General features: G+C 71.3%; 18 protein-coding genes. 9 read left to right on the top strand and 9 right to left on the bottom strand.

The window, feature by feature from the left end; translation table 11 throughout:
• Positions 1-41 precede the first annotated feature (41 nt).
• Together CWN80_RS00965 and CWN80_RS00960 are read left to right on the top strand one after the other, a co-directional pair.
• On the top strand, positions 42-563 hold the full coding sequence (locus tag CWN80_RS00965) for a DUF2238 domain-containing protein (protein ID WP_007926172.1): 522 nt from the start codon (positions 42-44) through the stop codon (positions 561-563).
• Positions 560-1351, top strand: coding sequence for a glycosyltransferase family 2 protein (locus CWN80_RS00960; RefSeq protein ID WP_007926183.1), 792 nt, complete (start codon positions 560-562; stop codon positions 1349-1351). The genes CWN80_RS00965 and CWN80_RS00960 overlap by 4 nt, the downstream gene beginning before the upstream one ends.
• Here the strand turns inward: CWN80_RS00960 and CWN80_RS00955 are convergent.
• Genes CWN80_RS00955 through idi form a run of 7 tightly spaced genes read right to left on the bottom strand, consistent with a single transcriptional unit; the run spans position 1317 to position 6984 of the window.
• Positions 1317-2222 (bottom strand): prenyltransferase, encoded by a 906-nt coding sequence (locus tag CWN80_RS00955; protein ID WP_128276733.1) that lies wholly within the window; start codon positions 2220-2222, stop codon positions 1317-1319. The genes CWN80_RS00960 and CWN80_RS00955 overlap by 35 nt on opposite strands.
• Positions 2219-2548, bottom strand: coding sequence for a lycopene cyclase domain-containing protein (locus CWN80_RS00950; protein ID WP_007926185.1), 330 nt, complete (start codon positions 2546-2548; stop codon positions 2219-2221). Before CWN80_RS00950 ends, CWN80_RS00955 begins: the two co-directional genes overlap by 4 nt.
• On the bottom strand, positions 2545-2871 hold the full coding sequence (locus CWN80_RS00945; RefSeq protein ID WP_007926187.1) for a lycopene cyclase domain-containing protein: 327 nt from the start codon (positions 2869-2871) through the stop codon (positions 2545-2547). Before CWN80_RS00945 ends, CWN80_RS00950 begins: the two co-directional genes overlap by 4 nt.
• Positions 2872-4497, bottom strand: coding sequence for a phytoene desaturase family protein (gene crtI / locus CWN80_RS00940; RefSeq protein ID WP_007926189.1), 1626 nt, complete (start codon positions 4495-4497; stop codon positions 2872-2874).
• Entirely contained in the window at positions 4494-5378 is an 885-nt protein-coding gene (locus CWN80_RS00935; RefSeq protein ID WP_007926190.1) for a phytoene/squalene synthase family protein, read from the bottom strand. Before CWN80_RS00935 ends, crtI begins: the two co-directional genes overlap by 4 nt.
• Positions 5375-6358: a polyprenyl synthetase family protein gene (locus CWN80_RS00930; protein WP_007926191.1), complete on the bottom strand. Its 984-nt coding sequence runs from the start codon at positions 6356-6358 to the stop codon at positions 5375-5377. The genes CWN80_RS00935 and CWN80_RS00930 overlap by 4 nt, the downstream gene beginning before the upstream one ends.
• A 56-nt stretch (positions 6359-6414) precedes the next feature.
• Positions 6415-6984, bottom strand: a complete 570-nt coding sequence (idi, locus tag CWN80_RS00925) for an isopentenyl-diphosphate Delta-isomerase (RefSeq protein WP_007926192.1) — start codon at positions 6982-6984, stop codon at positions 6415-6417.
• Positions 6985-7080: 96 nt separating this feature from the next.
• On the opposite strand from idi, the gene miaB reads away from it, so the two are divergent.
• Positions 7081-8619, top strand: a complete 1539-nt coding sequence (gene miaB / locus CWN80_RS00920) for a tRNA (N6-isopentenyl adenosine(37)-C2)-methylthiotransferase MiaB (RefSeq protein WP_007926193.1) — start codon at positions 7081-7083, stop codon at positions 8617-8619.
• A gap of 73 nt (positions 8620-8692) precedes the next feature.
• Here the strand turns inward: miaB and CWN80_RS00915 are convergent, their stop codons facing one another.
• The gene (locus CWN80_RS00915) at positions 8693-8872 is read right to left on the bottom strand and encodes an Rv0909 family putative TA system antitoxin (protein ID WP_040880908.1); all 180 of its coding nucleotides are present in this window, start codon (positions 8870-8872) and stop codon (positions 8693-8695) included.
• Positions 8873-9067: 195 nt separating this feature from the next.
• Here CWN80_RS00915 and CWN80_RS00910 point away from each other — a divergent pair, with 195 nt between their 5' ends.
• The 6 genes from CWN80_RS00910 to CWN80_RS00885 all read left to right on the top strand — a co-directional run bounded on the left by CWN80_RS00910 (position 9068) and on the right by CWN80_RS00885 (position 14979).
• Complete coding sequence (locus tag CWN80_RS00910) at positions 9068-9607, top strand: YceI family protein (RefSeq protein WP_007926194.1); 540 nt, start codon at positions 9068-9070, stop codon at positions 9605-9607.
• A gap of 122 nt (positions 9608-9729) precedes the next feature.
• Entirely contained in the window at positions 9730-10326 is a 597-nt protein-coding gene (gene def / locus CWN80_RS00905; RefSeq protein ID WP_128276732.1) for a peptide deformylase, read from the top strand.
• Entirely contained in the window at positions 10323-11246 is a 924-nt protein-coding gene (miaA, locus tag CWN80_RS00900) for a tRNA (adenosine(37)-N6)-dimethylallyltransferase MiaA (RefSeq protein ID WP_128276731.1), read from the top strand. Before def ends, miaA begins: the two co-directional genes overlap by 4 nt.
• On the top strand, positions 11243-12112 hold the full coding sequence (gene dapF / locus CWN80_RS00895) for a diaminopimelate epimerase (protein WP_007926202.1): 870 nt from the start codon (positions 11243-11245) through the stop codon (positions 12110-12112). The genes miaA and dapF overlap by 4 nt, the downstream gene beginning before the upstream one ends.
• Before the next feature lie 61 nt (positions 12113-12173).
• Positions 12174-14027 carry a gamma-glutamyltransferase gene (gene ggt / locus CWN80_RS00890; protein WP_007926206.1) on the top strand — a complete coding sequence of 618 codons (1854 nt, stop codon included), beginning with the start codon at positions 12174-12176 and terminating at the stop codon, positions 14025-14027.
• Positions 14028-14076: 49 nt separating this feature from the next.
• Positions 14077-14979, top strand: coding sequence for a hypothetical protein (locus CWN80_RS00885; RefSeq protein ID WP_128276730.1), 903 nt, complete (start codon positions 14077-14079; stop codon positions 14977-14979).
• Here CWN80_RS00885 and CWN80_RS00880 read toward each other — a convergent pair.
• A complete protein-coding gene (locus CWN80_RS00880; RefSeq protein WP_007926210.1) occupies positions 14942-15562 on the bottom strand; it encodes a class I SAM-dependent methyltransferase in 621 nt (206 codons plus the stop codon). The two genes, CWN80_RS00885 and CWN80_RS00880, sit on opposite strands and share 38 nt — an antisense overlap.
• Positions 15563-15697: the final 135 nt, after the last annotated feature.

Below are 15697 nucleotides of genomic sequence, written 5' to 3'. Positions count from 1 at the left end.
CGCGTCGGCAGAGCCTGCGGGACCCCCTCTGCCCGGCCGCCATGGATCTCCTGCGCCTCGCGGCGGCTCTGAGCGTGGTGCTCGGCACGCTCGGCTGGGGATTCATCGGCTTCGCGCTCTTCATGCTCGTGCTCGGAGGCTCGATGATCCCCCGCGCCCTGGGGACCCCCGCGCCGCTCGATCTCTCCTACTGCGCGACGATCCTCGTCGGCGCCTGGGCCGCGATGCTCGACTGGTACCTCGCCGTCAGCTGGCTCGATGTCGTCGTGCATGCCGCACTGACCGGCCTCGTCGGCGCGATCGGCTACGCCGCGCTCGAGCGGCTCGGGCTCTTCGGTGAGGACATGACTCGGCTGGGGTTCGTCGTCGTGAGCAGCACCCTGGCCACGACCCTCGCCCTCCTCTGGGAGATGGGTGAGTGGTTCGGGCACACCGTCCTCGACGACCGCATCCAGGTGGGCTACGAGGACACGCTCGGCGATCTCGGGGCCGGGGTGGTCGGGGCGGTCGTCGCCGCGGTCCTGCTCGCACTGAGTAGACCTGAGCCCGAGGGGTCAGGATGAGAGCACCCGCCGGGCACGGCCTGCCGAGTGTCTCCGTCGTCATCCCGGCTCGCGACGATGCCGTGGCCCTGCGCACCTGTCTGACCTTGCTCGCCCGCCAGCACGTGCCGCCGCTCGAGGTCGTCGTCGTCGACAACGGCTCCCGCGACGACACGGCAGCAGTCGCACGGGCGCACGGAGCGACGGTGATGCACGAGTCACGGGTCGGAATCCCCCTCGCTGCGGCAACTGGCTACGACGCTGCCCGCGGCGAGGTGATCGCCCGTCTCGACGCCGACTCCCGTCCCGGCCCGGGCTGGGTCGAGGGGGTCGCCCGGGCCATGGCCGACCCTGCGGTGAGCGCCGTGACCGGCACCGGCACCTTCTACGACCTGCCCCGCCCATTCGGGCCGCCGGTGGCTGCGCTGTACCTCGGTGCGTACTACGTCCTGAGCCACCTCGCGCTCGCCCATACCGCGCTGTGGGGCTCGAGCATGGCCGTTCGCCGCAGCACCTGGCTCGCCGTCCGCCACGAGGTGCACCGCGAGGACCCCGAGGTGCACGACGACATGGACCTCGCGTTCGTCCTCGGGCCGGGCCGAAGGGTTCGGCTGGCGCGCGGCCTGCACGTCGGGGTCTCGGCCCGGTCGCTGCGTGGGGCCGCGCAGGTGCGTCGGCGCTTCGCACGGGCTGTGCGGACCCTCGAGCTCAACTGGCAGGTTCACCCGCCGTGGCTGCGGTGGCGCGACCGCATCGAGCGGGCGCGCCTCGAGGTCATTGACCGGGCAGGCCGATCGTCGCGACGATGATCAGCTGGCTGAGCAGAAAGCCGGTGAGATAGTTGAGCCAGAGGAAGCGTCGCCAGCCTGTGTGCGCGCGCTCGCACTCGGCCTCTTCCAGCCGTAGGTACGGCACGACGTTGGCGAGGTAGGGCAGGACGAAGGCCGCAGCGAGCGTGCTTGGCCAGGGCAGGGCCAGCAGGAGCAGCCCGCTGACGAGGTAGGCGAGCAGGGCGAAGCCGGTGGTGCGCCGCGCCCCCAGGACGGTGCCGATCGAAGCGATGCCGCCTGCCCGGTCGGCCTCGATGTCCTGCACCGCGCCGAAGGCGTGCGACCCGACCCCCCAGGCGAAGAACCCGGTGAGCGCGGCGAGGGTGACGGGGTCGAAGGTGCCACCGGACAGCGCGATGCCCAGGACGGCGGGGCTGACGAAGTGGGTGCTCGACGTCAGCGAGTCGAGGAAGGGCCGTTCCTTGAATCGCAGCCCTGGGGCTGAGTACGCGACAAGTGCGAAGACGCTCACCGCGAGGACGAGGGTCGAGCGGAGATCGCCGAGGATGACAAGCACGACGACGAAGGGCAGGTTCGACACCACCACCGACCACAGGGTGGCCCGGTGCAGGCCACGATCGAGGACGACCCCTTCGACTCCTCCCTTGCGGGGGTTGCGGATGTCCGACTCGTAGTCGAAGACATCGTTCACCCCGTACATGAGCAGGTTGTAGGGCACGAGGCACCACAGCGTCCCGACGACCCAGGAGAGGTCCACCCGCCCGCCGGCGAGCAGGTAGGCGACGGCGAAGGGGTAGGCCGTGTTGACCCACGACAGCGGCCGGGAGGACGCGAGGACGTGGGCGAAGGGAGAGGACTGAGCCGACCGCTGCTGCGCTGCGGCACTCATCGCTGGGCTCCGCGGGTGGCTCGTGGGTGGTCGAGATCGAGCAGGAGCGTGAGCGCGGGCAGGGTGGCAGCGGCCGCGACCGGCCACGCGAGGTCCTCGAGCGGTGCGAGGCCGATGCGTATGCCGGAGAGCTGGGCCTCGTCGAAGCGGAAGAGGTCGGCGGCGATCATGAGGTTGTCGAAGATCACGGTGAGCACGACGAGCGCCAGCGCCGTCGCAGCGGTCGCGAGCCACCAGCGCCGGTCGGGTCGGCGCAGCACGGCGGCGGCGACGAGGACGAGCGCCGCGGCGGCGAGGAAGCAGACGGCCAGGCCGGCGTAGGTCATGAGGGCAACTCGCCGCGGGGGATCAGGCTCGAGAAGAGCCCGTGGAGCACGCACGTGAGGTAGCTGAGGAAGACGATGAAGAAGATCTCCTCGACGGGGAGCTCGGGCAGCAGCTCGATGCCGGTCATCGCGGGCGACTCGCCACGCACGTACATGCCCGACTCGATCGCCACGAGGTCCCACACGAGGAAGAGCAATGAGCCTGCTGCGACGACGGCGAGGGTGCGGGCGGGCCGGTCGAAGAGGGCGAGGCGCCACCGGTGGTCGACGAGACCCACGCAGACCGTGGAGACCACGACGAAACCGAGGTAGAGCAGACCCACTCAGCCCACCTCGACATCGCCGGTCGGGGTGACGCTCGGCCCGCTCGAGGTATCGCCCCTCAGCCGCTTGAGCACGAGCTCGGCGCTGATGAGACACATCGGCAGCCCGATGCCGGGGCGGGTCGAGTAGCCCGCGTAGTAGAGCCCGTCGACCTTCTTCGAGACGTTGTCCGCGCGGAAGAAGGCGCTCTGGCGCAGGACATGTCCCGGTCCGAGCATGCTCCCGGAGAAGGACGACAGATCCCGCACGAAGTCCTCCGGCCCGACGGTGCGCCGGACCTCGACGCGCTCGGCAAGGTCCGGCACGCCCGCCCACGCAGCGATCTGATCGATGGCCGCGTCCACGGTTCGCTCCACCCCGGGGTCACCGGCGCCGTCCGTGCCGCCCCGGCCGATCGTGGGGTCTGCGGGGACAGGGACGAGGACGAAAAGGTTCTCCTTGCTGGCGGGGGCGACGGTGCTGTCGCTCGCCGACGGCCGGCACACGTAGATCGAGGCCGGGTCGGGCACCCGGGGCTCAGGGCCGAGGATGTCGTCGAAGTTGCGCCGCCAGTCGGTGGTGAAGAAGAGCGAGTGGTGGGCGAGCTGCGGCAGCTCGCCGTCGACGCCGAGCATCGCGAGCACACCCCCGGGCCCGGGGTCGACCTGCTCCCACCACGACTGCGGGTAGGTCTGGAGGTGCTCGGGGAGCAGCGCGGTCTCGACGTGGTGCAGGTCGGCCGCCCCGACCACGGCATCGCACGGGAGCTCCTGGGTCTCGCCGTCCGGGCCGGTGACGTCGACGCCGATCACGCGGGCACGCCGACCGCGCGCGGCAGTCGTACGGATAGCGGTCGCGGTCGTGCTCGTCCTCACCCGGACGCCGTGGCGCTCGGCCACCCGCACGAGGGCGTCAACGATCGTCGTGAAGCCCCCTGCCGGGTAGAGCACGCCCTCTGCGAGGTCCATCCAGCTCATGAGGTGGTACATGCTCGGGGCGCGGTCTGGCGAGGTGCCGAGGAAGACAGCGGGGTAGCCGAGGATCTGACGCAGCCGTGCGTCGTCGAAGCGGGTGGCGATGTGGGACTCGAGTGAACGAGTCAGCAGGCTCGAGAGGCGGGGCCCGTTGCGCAGCACGTCGGCGTTGAGCAGCGAGCCGCTGGAATCGAAGCTCGTGTAGAGGAAGCGGTCGACGGCGAGCTCGTACACGTGGCGCGCGGAGTCGAGGTAGTCCGACAGCGCCGACCCAGCACTGGGCTCGAGGGACTCGAACAGCGCCTCGTTGGCCGCCCTGGTCGCCTGCACGTCGACCGGCTCGTCGTCATGCTCGAAGAAGACCCGGTAGCCCGGGTCGAGCCGGACGAGGTCGAGCTCGGAGTCGACGGAGGTGCCGAGCATCTCGAAGAAGTGGGCGAAGACCTCGGGCATGAGGTACCACGACGGCCCGGTGTCGAAGCGGTAGCCCTCGTGCTCCCACAACCCCGCCCGGCCGCCGGGACGCTCCGAGCGCTCGACGAGATCCACCTGCCAGCCGTCGGCGGCGAGCAGCGCCGATGTGGCCAGACCGCTCACCCCGCCACCGATGACGCAGACGGTCCCGGGCTCGCGCGGCTGACTGGTCCGACCGGTCCAGCGCAGGGGCCTCATCGTCGGCCTCGAACGACGCTGTCGAGCACGATTGCGGCCTTGCGGGGGCCCGGCACCCGGACCCGCTCGTGGCGCAGCCGCTCCACGGGGGTCTCGCGCAGTCGGCCAGACAGCTCGGCGAAGAGCCGGTGCGCCACCCGGACTGCACGTCGGCTGCTCGGCGGCAGCTGCTCGACGGCGGCGGCAGCGAGGGCGAGATCGTTGTCGAGGTCGTCGAGGAGCCGGTCACGGTCGGCGTCGTCGATGCGGTGCGGGTCGACGCCCGGGAAGTAGCGGCGACCGAGCTCGTCGCGGTCGGCGGCGATGTCTCGCAAGAAGTTCACCTTCTGGAAGGCGGCCCCGAGGCGTAGAGCCCCCGGGGCGAGCCGGTCGTAGCTGGCCTGGGCGTCGGGCTCGTCGGCGAGGAAGGCGCGCAGGCACATGAGACCGACGACCTCGGCCGATCCGTAGACGTACCTCGCGAAGCTTTCCTCGTCGTGGGTGGTGCGAGTGAGGTCGGTGCGCATCGAGGCGAAGAAGGGCTCGACGAGGTCCATGCCGATCCCGCATGCTCGCGCTGTCCGGGCGAAGGCATGGACGACGAGGTCAGAGCTCAGGCCGCGGTCGATCGCGACGTTCACCTCGCGCTCGAGATGGTCGAGCACAGCGCGCTGCTCGTCGGTGGCAACGTCGGGGCGGGGAGCATCGACGATCTCGTCGGCGACCCGGACCAGGGCGTAGATGCTGCGCACGCGCGCCCGGACGGGTTCGGCGAGCAGCCTGCTCGACGCACCGAAGGAGGTCGAGTACCGGGCGATGACGAGCTCGGCCGCGGCCTGGGCGGTCGCGTCGTAGCGGACGTGGGGTGGGGCCTCGTCGCGCTGATGCCTGGCCGGTGTCATGCCACGCCGCCCTCGAGAGAGCCCGCGACCTCGCCCACCCACGTGACGAACTCGGGTGGGAGGCTCAGGTCCTCGGCGAGCGTGGTCGCCTCGCGCAGCTGCTGCGTGGCGAGGTCGTCGACGAAGGAGCGTGATCCGGCAGTCGCGAGGGCGGCCCGGACGTGCTCGACGCCCTGCTCGTCGAGGTCGGGATCACCGAGATGGCGCTCCAGGACAGGCCACGCCGAGGTAGTGCGTGCGTGGACGACGAGCGGTGTGCGCTTGCCCTCGCGCAGGTCACCGGCGATGCCTGGCCTGCCGGTCTGGGCCGGCGTGCCGAAGACTGCGGTGAGGTCGTCGAGCAGCTGGTAGGCCAGGCCGAGGTGCCGCCCGATGCGGCCGAGGCCGTCGACGAGCTGGTCCGGGGAGTCGGCGAGCACGGCGCCGCACTGCATCGGCAGGCTGAAGGAGTACACCGCAGTCTTCTGCTCGGCGACGCTCAGCGCTTCCTGCAGCGTCGGTTCCTCGCAACCGAGCGAGAGGCGGACGTCGGCCAGCTCTCCTGCGGCCGAGACCGCCAGGGTGTGGTCGAAGAGGTCGAGCAGCTGGAGCATCCGCTCACGCGACACGGGCGCCGAGGCCACGGCCCGCATGGCCGCGCCGAGCGCCAGGTCGCCGGTGAGGATCGCCCCGGCGGTGGCGAAGGAGCGGGCCGCAGCCGCCGGGGCGCCGACTCTGAGCGCGTCGGCGTGGAAGCGGCCAGGCGTGCTCAGCCCACCCCGTCGGAGGTCGTCGCCGTCGATGACGTCGTCGTGGACGATGAAGGCGGTGTGCAGCATCTCCACGGCGTCGGCGACCTGGTCGACGGCCGGGCCGGCGTCACCGCCGAGCAGGTCGTGGACCGAACGGACGAGACGAGGGCGGAAGCGCTTGCCGCCGCTGCCTGCCGAGGCCAGAGCGTCCCGCAGGACCTGAGCGTCGCTGAGCTCATACGCCGACACGGCCGCTGCCGGCGATGTGGTCACAGAGGTGGGCTCGGCGTCACGGGTTGCCGACCTCATACGGCCTGGCCGACCTGGTCGAGGGCGCTCCGGCCAGCAGGCAGCTCGTCGAGCTGGAGGACGAGCCACGGGCTGAGCGCCCACGGCGCGACCTCGGCCGTCGTCCTCAGCTCCTGCGGCGTCACCCAGCGGGCCTCGACGGCCTCGTCTCGGTTGAGGCTCGGGTCCGATGTCGTATGGGCGAGCCAGACAGGACAGACCTCGTGCTCGACGATGCCCGAGGCGTCGACCGCTCGGTAACGGAAGTCTGGGAGCAGGGGCTCGAGGTGGTCCAGCCGCAGCCCGAGCTCGTACTCGGCGTAGCGGTGCACCGCGACCTGGGGGTCCTCGCCCGGGCGAGGGTGCCCGCAGAAGGCGTTCGTCCAGACCCCCGGCCAGGTCCGCTTGTTGAGCGCGCGTCGGGTGAGAAGGAGACGGCCGCTGCCGTCGGTGACGTGGCACGAGAAAGCGAGGTGGAGCGGCGTGCGGTCTGTGTGCACGTCGGCCCGAGGGGCGGTCCCCACGGGACGTGCGTCGTCAGCCAGCAGCACGACCAGATCGGCCGGGTCCTGATCTGCGGTGCTCATGGTGTCAGCATGTCATCTGAACAACGTGATCTGGACGCCAGTGTCCAGGGTTTTGCGTCACTCCTTGATCTGGCGGGCGACTACCCTTCGACTGACATGAATGCTGCATCCAAGACCTACGACGTGCGCACCCACGGGTGCCAGATGAACGTGCACGACTCCGAGCGCCTCGCCGGGCTGCTCGAGACGGCGGGCTACGTCGACATCGCGAGCCTGCCTGCTGACGACCGGGGCGAGATCGCCGACGTCGTCGTCTTCAACACGTGCGCGGTGCGCGAAAACGCGGACAACAAGCTCTACGGCAACCTCGGCCAGCTGCGCCCGCTCAAGCAGCGCAACCCGGACCTGCAGATCGCGGTCGGGGGCTGCATGGCGCAGAAGGACCGCGCGACGATCGTCGAGCGCGCCCCGTGGGTCGACGTCGTCTTCGGCACGCACAACATCGGCTCGCTGCCGGCTCTGCTCGACCGCGCGCGGCACAACGACGAGGCCCAGGTCGAGATCCTCGAGTCGCTCGAGACCTTCCCCTCGACCCTCCCGACGCGACGCGACTCCGCCTACTCGGGCTGGACCTCGATCTCCGTCGGCTGCAACAACACGTGCACCTTCTGCATCGTCCCCGCCCTGCGCGGCAAGGAGAAGGACCGCCGGCCGGGCGAGATCCTCGCCGAGCTCGAGGCGCTCGTCTCCCAGGGCGTCATCGAGGTGACCCTCCTGGGGCAGAACGTCAACAGCTACGGCGTCGAGTTCGGTGACCGGCTCGCCTTCGGCAAGCTGCTGCGCGCCTGCGGTGACATCGAGGGGCTGGAGAGGGTCCGCTTCACCAGCCCGCACCCCGCCGCCTTCACCGACGACGTCATCGACGCGATGGCCGAGACGCCCAATGTCATGCCGAGCCTGCACATGCCGCTGCAGTCCGGATCCGACCGGGTGCTCAAGGCGATGCGCCGCAGCTACCGCTCCGAGCGCTTCCTCGGGATCATCGAGCGCGTCCGCGACCGCATCCCCGACGCGGCGATCACGACGGACATCATCGTCGGCTTCCCCGGCGAGACCGAGGAGGACTTCGAGGAGACGCTGCGCGTCGTCCGCGAGTCCCGCTTCAGCTCCGCCTTCACCTTCCAGTACTCGATCCGCCCCGGCACCCCGGCGGCGACGATGGACGACCAGGTGCCCAAGGAGGTCGTCCAGAAGCGCTACGAGCGCCTCGTCGCCCTCCAGGAGGAGATCTCCTGGGCCGGCAACCGCGAGCAGGAGGGCCGCGAGCTCGAGGTGCTCGTCGCGACGGGGGAGGGGCGCAAGGACCGCGAGACCGCCCGGCTCAGCGGGCGCGCCCCCGACAACCGCCTCGTCCACTTCGCCCTCCCGGAGGGGCTGGCCGAGGCCGGCCGCCCGCGCCCGGGTGACATGGTCACCGTCGGCGTCACCTACGGCGCCCCGCACCACCTCGTCGCCGACTCCGCGATCACCGGTGGTGTCTTCGCCGTGCGCCGCACGGCCGGTGGCGATGCGTGGGCGGCTCTGCAGGAGCAGGGCGCCGAGGGCGCGGTCGCCAAGCCGAGCGTCTCGCTCGGCATGCCGCGCATCGGCGCTCCGGAGACGGTCGAGACGAGCGGCCCCGCCTGCGGGCTCTGACACCCGGGCATGACGAAGGGGGTGGGTCACCGTTGCGGTGACCCACCCCCTTCGACGTGTCAGTGAGGCTGACTCACTCGCCGATCTTGCCGTCGAGGAAGTCCTTGCCCTTGTCGACGTGCTCGGAGCTGGCACCCTTGCCCTCGGCGAACTCGCCGGCCTTGTCCAGCCCCTGGTCGCTGTGCTCCTCGACCTTGTCGCTGTTGTTGCCGAGAGCGTCGGTGGCCTTGCCCTTCAGATCGTCGAACCCCATGGTGTTCTCCTTCTGTTGCCGGGTGCCCGGTATCGGGCCGTGGTCCCAGCCAAACACGTGCGCGCGAGCGCTTCAACCGCTGGCGCTGACGTGCCATGTACTAAGTGGTTGAAAGTCCAATAGTTGACACGACAATTAAAAGCATCTAGGGTCCGTCGTGTTCCCAGAACCAACGATCACCACCCAGGAGACATCGTGAGCAACTTCCCCACCGGCACCTACACCATCGACGCCAGCCACTCCGAGGTCGGCTTCGTCGCCCGCCACGCCATGGTCACCAAGGTTCGCGGTTACTTCCGCGAGCTCGAGGGCACGATCACCGTCGCCGACGACTTCACCGCCTCGTCCGCCTCCGCCACGATGCAGGTCGCCTCCGTCGACACCGGCTCCGCCGACCGCGACGGCCACCTGAAGTCGGCCGACTTCTTCGACGCCGAGAACTACCCGACCGTCTCCTTCGTCTCGACCGGCATCAAGGACGTCAAGGGCGAGGAGTTCACCCTCGTCGGCGACCTGACCATCAAGGACGTCACCCGCACCGTCGAGCTCGCCGCCGAGTACGAGGGCACCGCCCAGGACCCCTTCGGCAACGTCCGCGTCGGCTTCACCGCCCGCACCGACGTCGACCGTGAGGACTTCGGTCTGACCTGGAACGCCGCGCTCGAGACCGGTGGCGTCCTCGTCTCGAAGAAGATCACCCTGACCCTCGACATCTCGGCCATCAAGCAGGCCTGAGTCTCGAGCCACACCGTGCGGCGCCCCTGACGCCGCACCCCCCCGCGGAGCCGGGGCCGGTCCCCCCTTGCCGGCCCCGGCTCCGTCATGTCGTGGGGGCCGGGCGACATACGATGCGGTCCATGACGATCCACCGCATCACCATCACGGGAGAGCCGGTCCTGCACACCCGCGCAGAGCCGGTCACCGACTTCGACGCGCGGCTGCGCACCCTCGTCGAGGACATGTACGAGACCCAGGAGGCCGCCCACGGCGTCGGCCTGGCCGCCCCCCAGATCGGGCTCGGCCTGCGGATCTTCACCTGGAGCATGGCCAACGACGACGGGGTGCCGAGTCTCGGCCACGTCATCAACCCCTACGTCCGGGCGAGCAAGCCCGCTGCCGGCGAGCCCGACCGCGACCACGAGTCCGAGGGCTGCCTGTCGGTCCCCGGCTACTCCTTCCCCCTGCGTCGGGGGGAGCGGGCGGAGGTCACCGGCTACGACTGGGACGGCAACGAGATCGCCTTCTCCGCCACGGGCTGGTTCGCCCGCTGCATGCAGCACGAGTACGACCACCTCAACGGGTTCCTCTACGTCGACCGCCTCGGCGACCGCTGGAAGAAGAAGGCCCGCAAGGCCGTCAAGGCCGAGGGCTGGGGCGTCCCCGGGCACACCTGGCTGCCCGGCGAGGGGCCCGACCCCTTCGGTCACGACGACCCGGACGTCGACGAGGAGTGACCCCGCAGGTCATCGCCGTCGTCGGCGCCACCGCGACGGGCAAGTCCGACCTGGCCCTCGACCTCGCCGAGGAGCTCGGTGGCGAGGTGGTCAACGCCGACGCCATGCAGCTCTACCGCGGCATGGACATCGGGACCAACAAGCTCCCACCGGACGAGCGGCGCGGCATCCCGCACCACCTCCTCGACGTCCTCGACGTCACCGACGAGGCGACCCTCGCCGACTTCCAGCAGCGCGCGGAGGCCGCGGTCGTCGACATCCTCGACCGAGGTCGCGTACCCGTCCTCGCCGGCGGCTCCGGACTCTACGTGCGCGCCGCGCTCGACCACCTCGACATCCCCCCGACGGACCCGCAGGTCCGCGCCCGTCTCGAGGCGGTGGCCGAGGACGAAGCGGGTCCCGCCGCCCTGCGTCGTCGACTCCAGCAGGTCGACCCCGCAGCAGCCGAGGCCATCGAGCCCAACAACATCCGTCGGATCATCCGGGCCCTCGAGGTCGTCGAGATCACCGGTCGCCCCTTCTCGGCGACGGCACCCACCAAGCGCTACCGACGCCCTTCGCTCGTCATCGGTCTGCGTGACGACTGGACGGCGCTCACCGAGCGCATCGAGCGACGGGCCCGGGCGATGTGGGACGGCGGGCTCCTCGACGAGGTGCGCCGCCTCGACGCCGCCGGCCTGCGCGGTGGGCGCACCGCATCCCGGGCCATCGGCTACGCCCAGGCGCTCGGCGAGCTCGACGGTCGCTGGGGGCGTGAGGAGGCGATCGCCGACACGGCGCGCGCCACCCGCCGCTACGCCCGCCGGCAGGAGTCGTGGTGGCGCCCCGACCCGCGGCCCCGATGGCTCGACGCCACGGCGCCCGACCTCGTGCAGGTGGCGTCGGACCTGGCTCGCCGTCCGACACAATGGACGCCATGACGCTGCGATTCACCAAGGGCCACGGCACCGAAAACGACTTCGTCCTCGTGCCCGACCTCGACGGCGGGCTCGACCTCACCGCCGAGCAGGTCGTCCGCCTCGCCGACCGGCAGGCCGGCATCGGCGGCGACGGCCTCATCCGCGTCGTCCGCACGGCCCACGCCGCCGAGGCCGACGTCCGCGCCCAGGCCGACGAGGCCGAGTGGTTCATGGACTACCGCAATGCCGACGGCTCGCTCGCGCAGATGTGCGGCAACGGCACCCGCGTCTTCGCGACCTGGCTGCGGCGAGAGGGTCTCGTCGGCGACGACTTCGCCATCGCGACACGAGCAGGTGTGCGGCGCATCCGCTTCGAGGGCGACGACGTCGTGACCCACATGGGCACGTGGCGCTTCGTCGACGAGGCCAAGGCGCAGGAGCAGGGCTTCGACGCGCTCGTGCACGTCGAGGAGGCCGAGGACATCACCGAGCCCTACTCCGGGCTCTCGCTCGACCTCGGCAACCCGCACACCGTCGTGGCCCTGCCGGAAAACGTCAACCTCAACGGACTGCGTCTGCGGCGTCCGCCCGCCGTCAACCCCGTCCCGCCGGAGGGGAGCAATGTCGAGTTCGTCCGCGTGCTCGGACCGGGGCACATCTCGATGCGGGTCCACGAGCGCGGCGTCGGGGAGACCCGCTCCTGCGGCACCGGCGTCTGCGCGGCGGCCATCGGCACCGCCTTCTGGTCCGGCGACGCGGACTCGACCGGCACGATGACCGTCGAGGTCCCCGGCGGCACCCTGCGGGTGCGGCTCCTGCCCGGCCGGGAGGTCGAGCTCGCCGGCCCTGCGGTGCTCGTCGCGGACGGGACGACCGAGCTCGTCTGAGGGGACCCCTTCGCCCCGCCTCGACATGCGAGTGACGGCCATCACACCTAGCGTGGAGGTCATGGGACGAGCGACACGAGTCATCGTCGGGGCACTCACCGCTGGCGGGCTCACCCTCGCCGCGACCGCCGGCGCCACTGCGACCCCCGACGCGAGGCCGGGGCCACCACCGGCGGGCCATGACCTGCCGAAGATGCCCGTGATGCGTGGCAACGGCGGCGCCGTCGCCTCCGTCGACCCGATCGTCAGCCAGATCGGCATCGACATCCTCGAGCGGGGCGGCAATGCCGCCGACGCGGCCATCGGGATGGCCGGGGCGGTCGGCGTCGTCGAGCCCTACAGCTCCGGCCTCGGTGGTGGCGGCTTCTTCGTCCACTACGACGCGAGGACCGGCAAGGTCGAGACGATCGACGGCCGGGAGACCGCGCCCGCGAGCTTCCACGACGAGGTCTTCGTCGGGGACGACGGGCAGGCCATGGACTTCGACACCGTGGTCAACTCCGGTCTCTCCGTAGGGGTCCCGGGCACGCCGGCGACCTGGGAGCTGGCGGCGGAGCGCTACGGCACGAAGTCGCTCCACCAGCTGCTCAAGCCTGCGGAGGACACCGCGCGGCGCGGCTTCGTCGTCGACGAGCCCTTCCACGAGGCGACGGTCGACAACGCCGAGCGCTTCGCCAAGTTCCCCGACACCGCGAAGATCTACCTGCCCGGCGGTGAGCCGATCAAGACCGGCGCGATCCTGCGCAACCCCGACCTCGCCCGCGCCTACCGGCAGATCCGCACCCACGGTGCCGACGCCATGCAGCGCGGCGACATGGGCAAGGCGGTCGTGCGGACCGCGCGCAACCCCCGCACCGCGCCCGGGGTGTCGGTCCCGCGCGGGCAGATGACGATGGCCGACATGCGCGCCTACCGGGCGTTGGTCAAGGAGCCGACGCACAGCGAGCACCGGGGCCTCGACGTCTACGGCATGCCGACCCCGAGCTCCGGCGGCTATGCCGTGAGCGAGATCCTCAACCTGCTCGAGTCCTACGAGCAGCGGACCGGCAAGCGGACCGAAGACCTCTCCGACGGCGAGTGGGCGCACTGGTTCGCCGAGGCCTCCGCCACGGCCTTCGCCGACCGCAACCGCTACGTCGGCGACGTGCCGGGCGTCCCGGGCGAGGAGCTGCTCTCCCAGGACTTCGCGGACGAGCGCTCGTGCCTCTTCGACGAGGACGCGGCGATGACCCGTCCCGTCCCCTTCGGCGAGCCGGACGGCTCCTACAGCGACTGCCAGTCCTCGACGGCGACGACGAAGGTGGGGTCCGAGGACCAGCACACGACGTCGCTGACGGCCGTCGACAAGCACGGCAACGCCGTGACCTACACGCTGACGATCGAGCAGTACGGCGGCAGCGGCATGGTCGTGCCCGGCTACGGGTTCTTGCTCAACAACGAGCTCACGGACTTCAACTTCACGCCGGTGACGAAGGGGGTCCCCGACCCCAACCTGCCCGGTCCCGGCAAGCGGCCGCGGTCGTCGATGGCCCCGACGATCGTCCTCGAGGACGGCAAGCCGTGGATGACCGCCGGCAGCCCCGGCGGCGCGACGATCATCACGACGGTCGCCCAGCTCGTCTCCGGTGTCGTCGACCGCGATCTGCCGATCGGCGACGCGCTCGCCGCTCCACGGGTGTCCTCGCGCAACGGGAGCTCCACCGAGCTCGAGCCCTCGCTCGCCGGGGGCCCGGTCGGGGACGACATGCGGCGGCGAGGCCACCAGGTCAAGGAGGTCTACCGGCTCGGCAATGCCACCGGCATCCGGGTGCACGACCGACGGGACCTCGAGGCCGCCGCCGAGCCGACCCGCGCCGGAGGTGGGTCGGCCATGGTCGTCGACCCGGACTGGTGGCGGTACTCGAGCAGGCCCTGAGGTGGCTCTCGCGGGGCTGCCGAGGTCGGTCGCGGCCTAGGCTCTCGGTGTGGAGCTGCTGCGGGATGTCACGTGCGGCGGCTGGCTGCTCGCCCGGGTGGGTGACTGGGGTCGAGTCGGCGGTGTCGCCGGTGCCGGCTTCGCGGCCTATGCCCGGGTCCTGCACCCGGTCCCCGTGACCCGGCTGGACCTGTCCGACGTCGACACGTGGGGGATGCCGCGCGTGCTCGTGGAGACCCGCTGGCCGTGGGCGGAGATCGCCTCCCGGCAGGGGCTGACGATGCACCCGCTCGTGCAGTTCAACCGACTGGCCGATCTGCACAGCGGCGTGCAGTTCGCGGACGGGTGGCAGGTCGGTCAGACGCGCGAGGGGTGCCTGGACGTCGACCTGCTCGCCGGGCTGACCGGGCACCTCCGCGATGCGACGGCGACGCCCGACGACCTCGTCGCCGGGATCTGGGCCGGCTGGGGTGAGCTGTCCGGCTCGGCGTCCGTCGTCTACCTCTCGGACGACGCCGGGCTGCAGGGCTGGTGGGCGCGGCGCCGGATGCAGCGGGAGTCCGAGCGGCGGCGTGCGGCCTCGCTCCGGCCCGAGGTGCGTCGAGCCGTGCGGCGCGGGCCGCTCCTGCAGCTGCCCGGGCGCGAGTGTCTGCTCTTCGCGACCTCGTCCGCCGAGCTGGCCGACCCGACATGGCCGGGGCGCGCGGGGATCGGGGTCATGGCAGAGGCGCCCGAGCTCGGCCCGCAGATCATCTGGCCCGCAGGCCGCGAGTGGGTCGTCGCGAGCGAGATCGACTGGGACAGCACGATCGTCGCCGGCTCACGTGAGCTCGTCGACGCGGTCCTCGCGGACGAGCGGTTCGAGGCCTACGAGGTCGACGAGAGCAGTGACCTCACCTGGGAGGGTGACCTGATCAACCCCCCGCGGGCCGGCTGGTCCGCAGGACCCTGAAGCTCTTGCTCGTCGCCGCCCGCTCCGTGGGCAGCCCGAGCTCGTCGGTGATCCAGCGGGCGTACCCGTCGGCGCCGAGGTTCTTGCCGATGACGAGGTGGGCGTCGGCTCCCTGCGTCAGGCGGGGGAGCCAGGTGCCCAGCAGCTCCTGCACCGCGGGCTTGCCGATGCGGATCGGCGGATTGGACCAGATCGCGGCGAAGGCGAGGTCGGCCGGCACCTCGTCCGGTCGGGCCGTCCGCACATTGGTCAGGCCGAGCGTGGCCGCATTGCGGCGGGTGAGGTCGAGCGCGCGCTCGGTCACGTCGACGGCCCAGACGGTGGCCTCGGGGGAGAGCAGGGCGAGGCTGAGGGCGATGGGCCCCCAGCCGCAACCGATGTCGAGCAGGTCGCCGGCCGCAGGGGGTGCGGGCACCTCGTCGAGCAGGATCGCCGTCGCCTTGTCGACGCCGCCGGGGGAGAAGATGCCGCCGGCCGTCTCCACCGTGACCTCACGGCCGGCGAGGGTGAGCTGCCGCGGGCGGCGCTCGGCGTCGGTCGCGGCCGGGGAGTCGGTGAAGTAGTGCTCGGTCACGGGGATCACCCTAGGTGTAACTGGGCATGACCTTGGTGACGCGGGTCTTCGGTGGGTGGTGGCAGGCGCGGTGGTGTCGGGGGAGGTGGTAGGGATGTCGTCGAGAAGTTGTCCCCACCCCCTCTTGACGGCATTCGAACAGGT

This window comes from Janibacter hoylei PVAS-1 (assembly GCF_004025845.1).
In the GTDB taxonomy this organism is placed as follows: Bacteria; Actinomycetota; Actinomycetes; order Actinomycetales; family Dermatophilaceae; genus Janibacter; species Janibacter hoylei.
This window is presented reverse-complemented; position numbering and strand designations above follow the sequence as displayed.

Excerpts from the sequence above, each read along its gene's own strand:
- CWN80_RS00950 (WP_007926185.1), bottom strand. The coding sequence starts at position 2,548 with ATGACCTACGCCGGCCTGGCCGTCTGCTTCCTCGCCGCCGCGGCGCTC.
- CWN80_RS00965 (WP_007926172.1), top strand. The coding sequence starts at position 42 with ATGGATCTCCTGCGCCTCGCGGCGGCTCTGAGCGTGGTGCTCGGCACG.
- crtI (WP_007926189.1), bottom strand. The coding sequence starts at position 4,497 with ATGAGGCCCCTGCGCTGGACCGGTCGGACCAGTCAGCCGCGCGAGCCC.
- miaB (WP_007926193.1), top strand. The coding sequence starts at position 7,081 with ATGAATGCTGCATCCAAGACCTACGACGTGCGCACCCACGGGTGCCAG.
- ggt (WP_007926206.1), top strand. The coding sequence starts at position 12,174 with ATGGGACGAGCGACACGAGTCATCGTCGGGGCACTCACCGCTGGCGGG.
- CWN80_RS00935 (WP_007926190.1), bottom strand. The coding sequence starts at position 5,378 with ATGACACCGGCCAGGCATCAGCGCGACGAGGCCCCACCCCACGTCCGC.
- CWN80_RS00960 (WP_007926183.1), top strand. The coding sequence starts at position 560 with ATGAGAGCACCCGCCGGGCACGGCCTGCCGAGTGTCTCCGTCGTCATC.
- dapF (WP_007926202.1), top strand. The coding sequence starts at position 11,243 with ATGACGCTGCGATTCACCAAGGGCCACGGCACCGAAAACGACTTCGTC.
- CWN80_RS00915 (WP_040880908.1), bottom strand. The coding sequence starts at position 8,872 with ATGGGGTTCGACGATCTGAAGGGCAAGGCCACCGACGCTCTCGGCAAC.
- CWN80_RS00955 (WP_128276733.1), bottom strand. The coding sequence starts at position 2,222 with ATGAGTGCCGCAGCGCAGCAGCGGTCGGCTCAGTCCTCTCCCTTCGCC.
- def (WP_128276732.1), top strand. The coding sequence starts at position 9,730 with ATGACGATCCACCGCATCACCATCACGGGAGAGCCGGTCCTGCACACC.
- idi (WP_007926192.1), bottom strand. The coding sequence starts at position 6,984 with ATGAGCACCGCAGATCAGGACCCGGCCGATCTGGTCGTGCTGCTGGCT.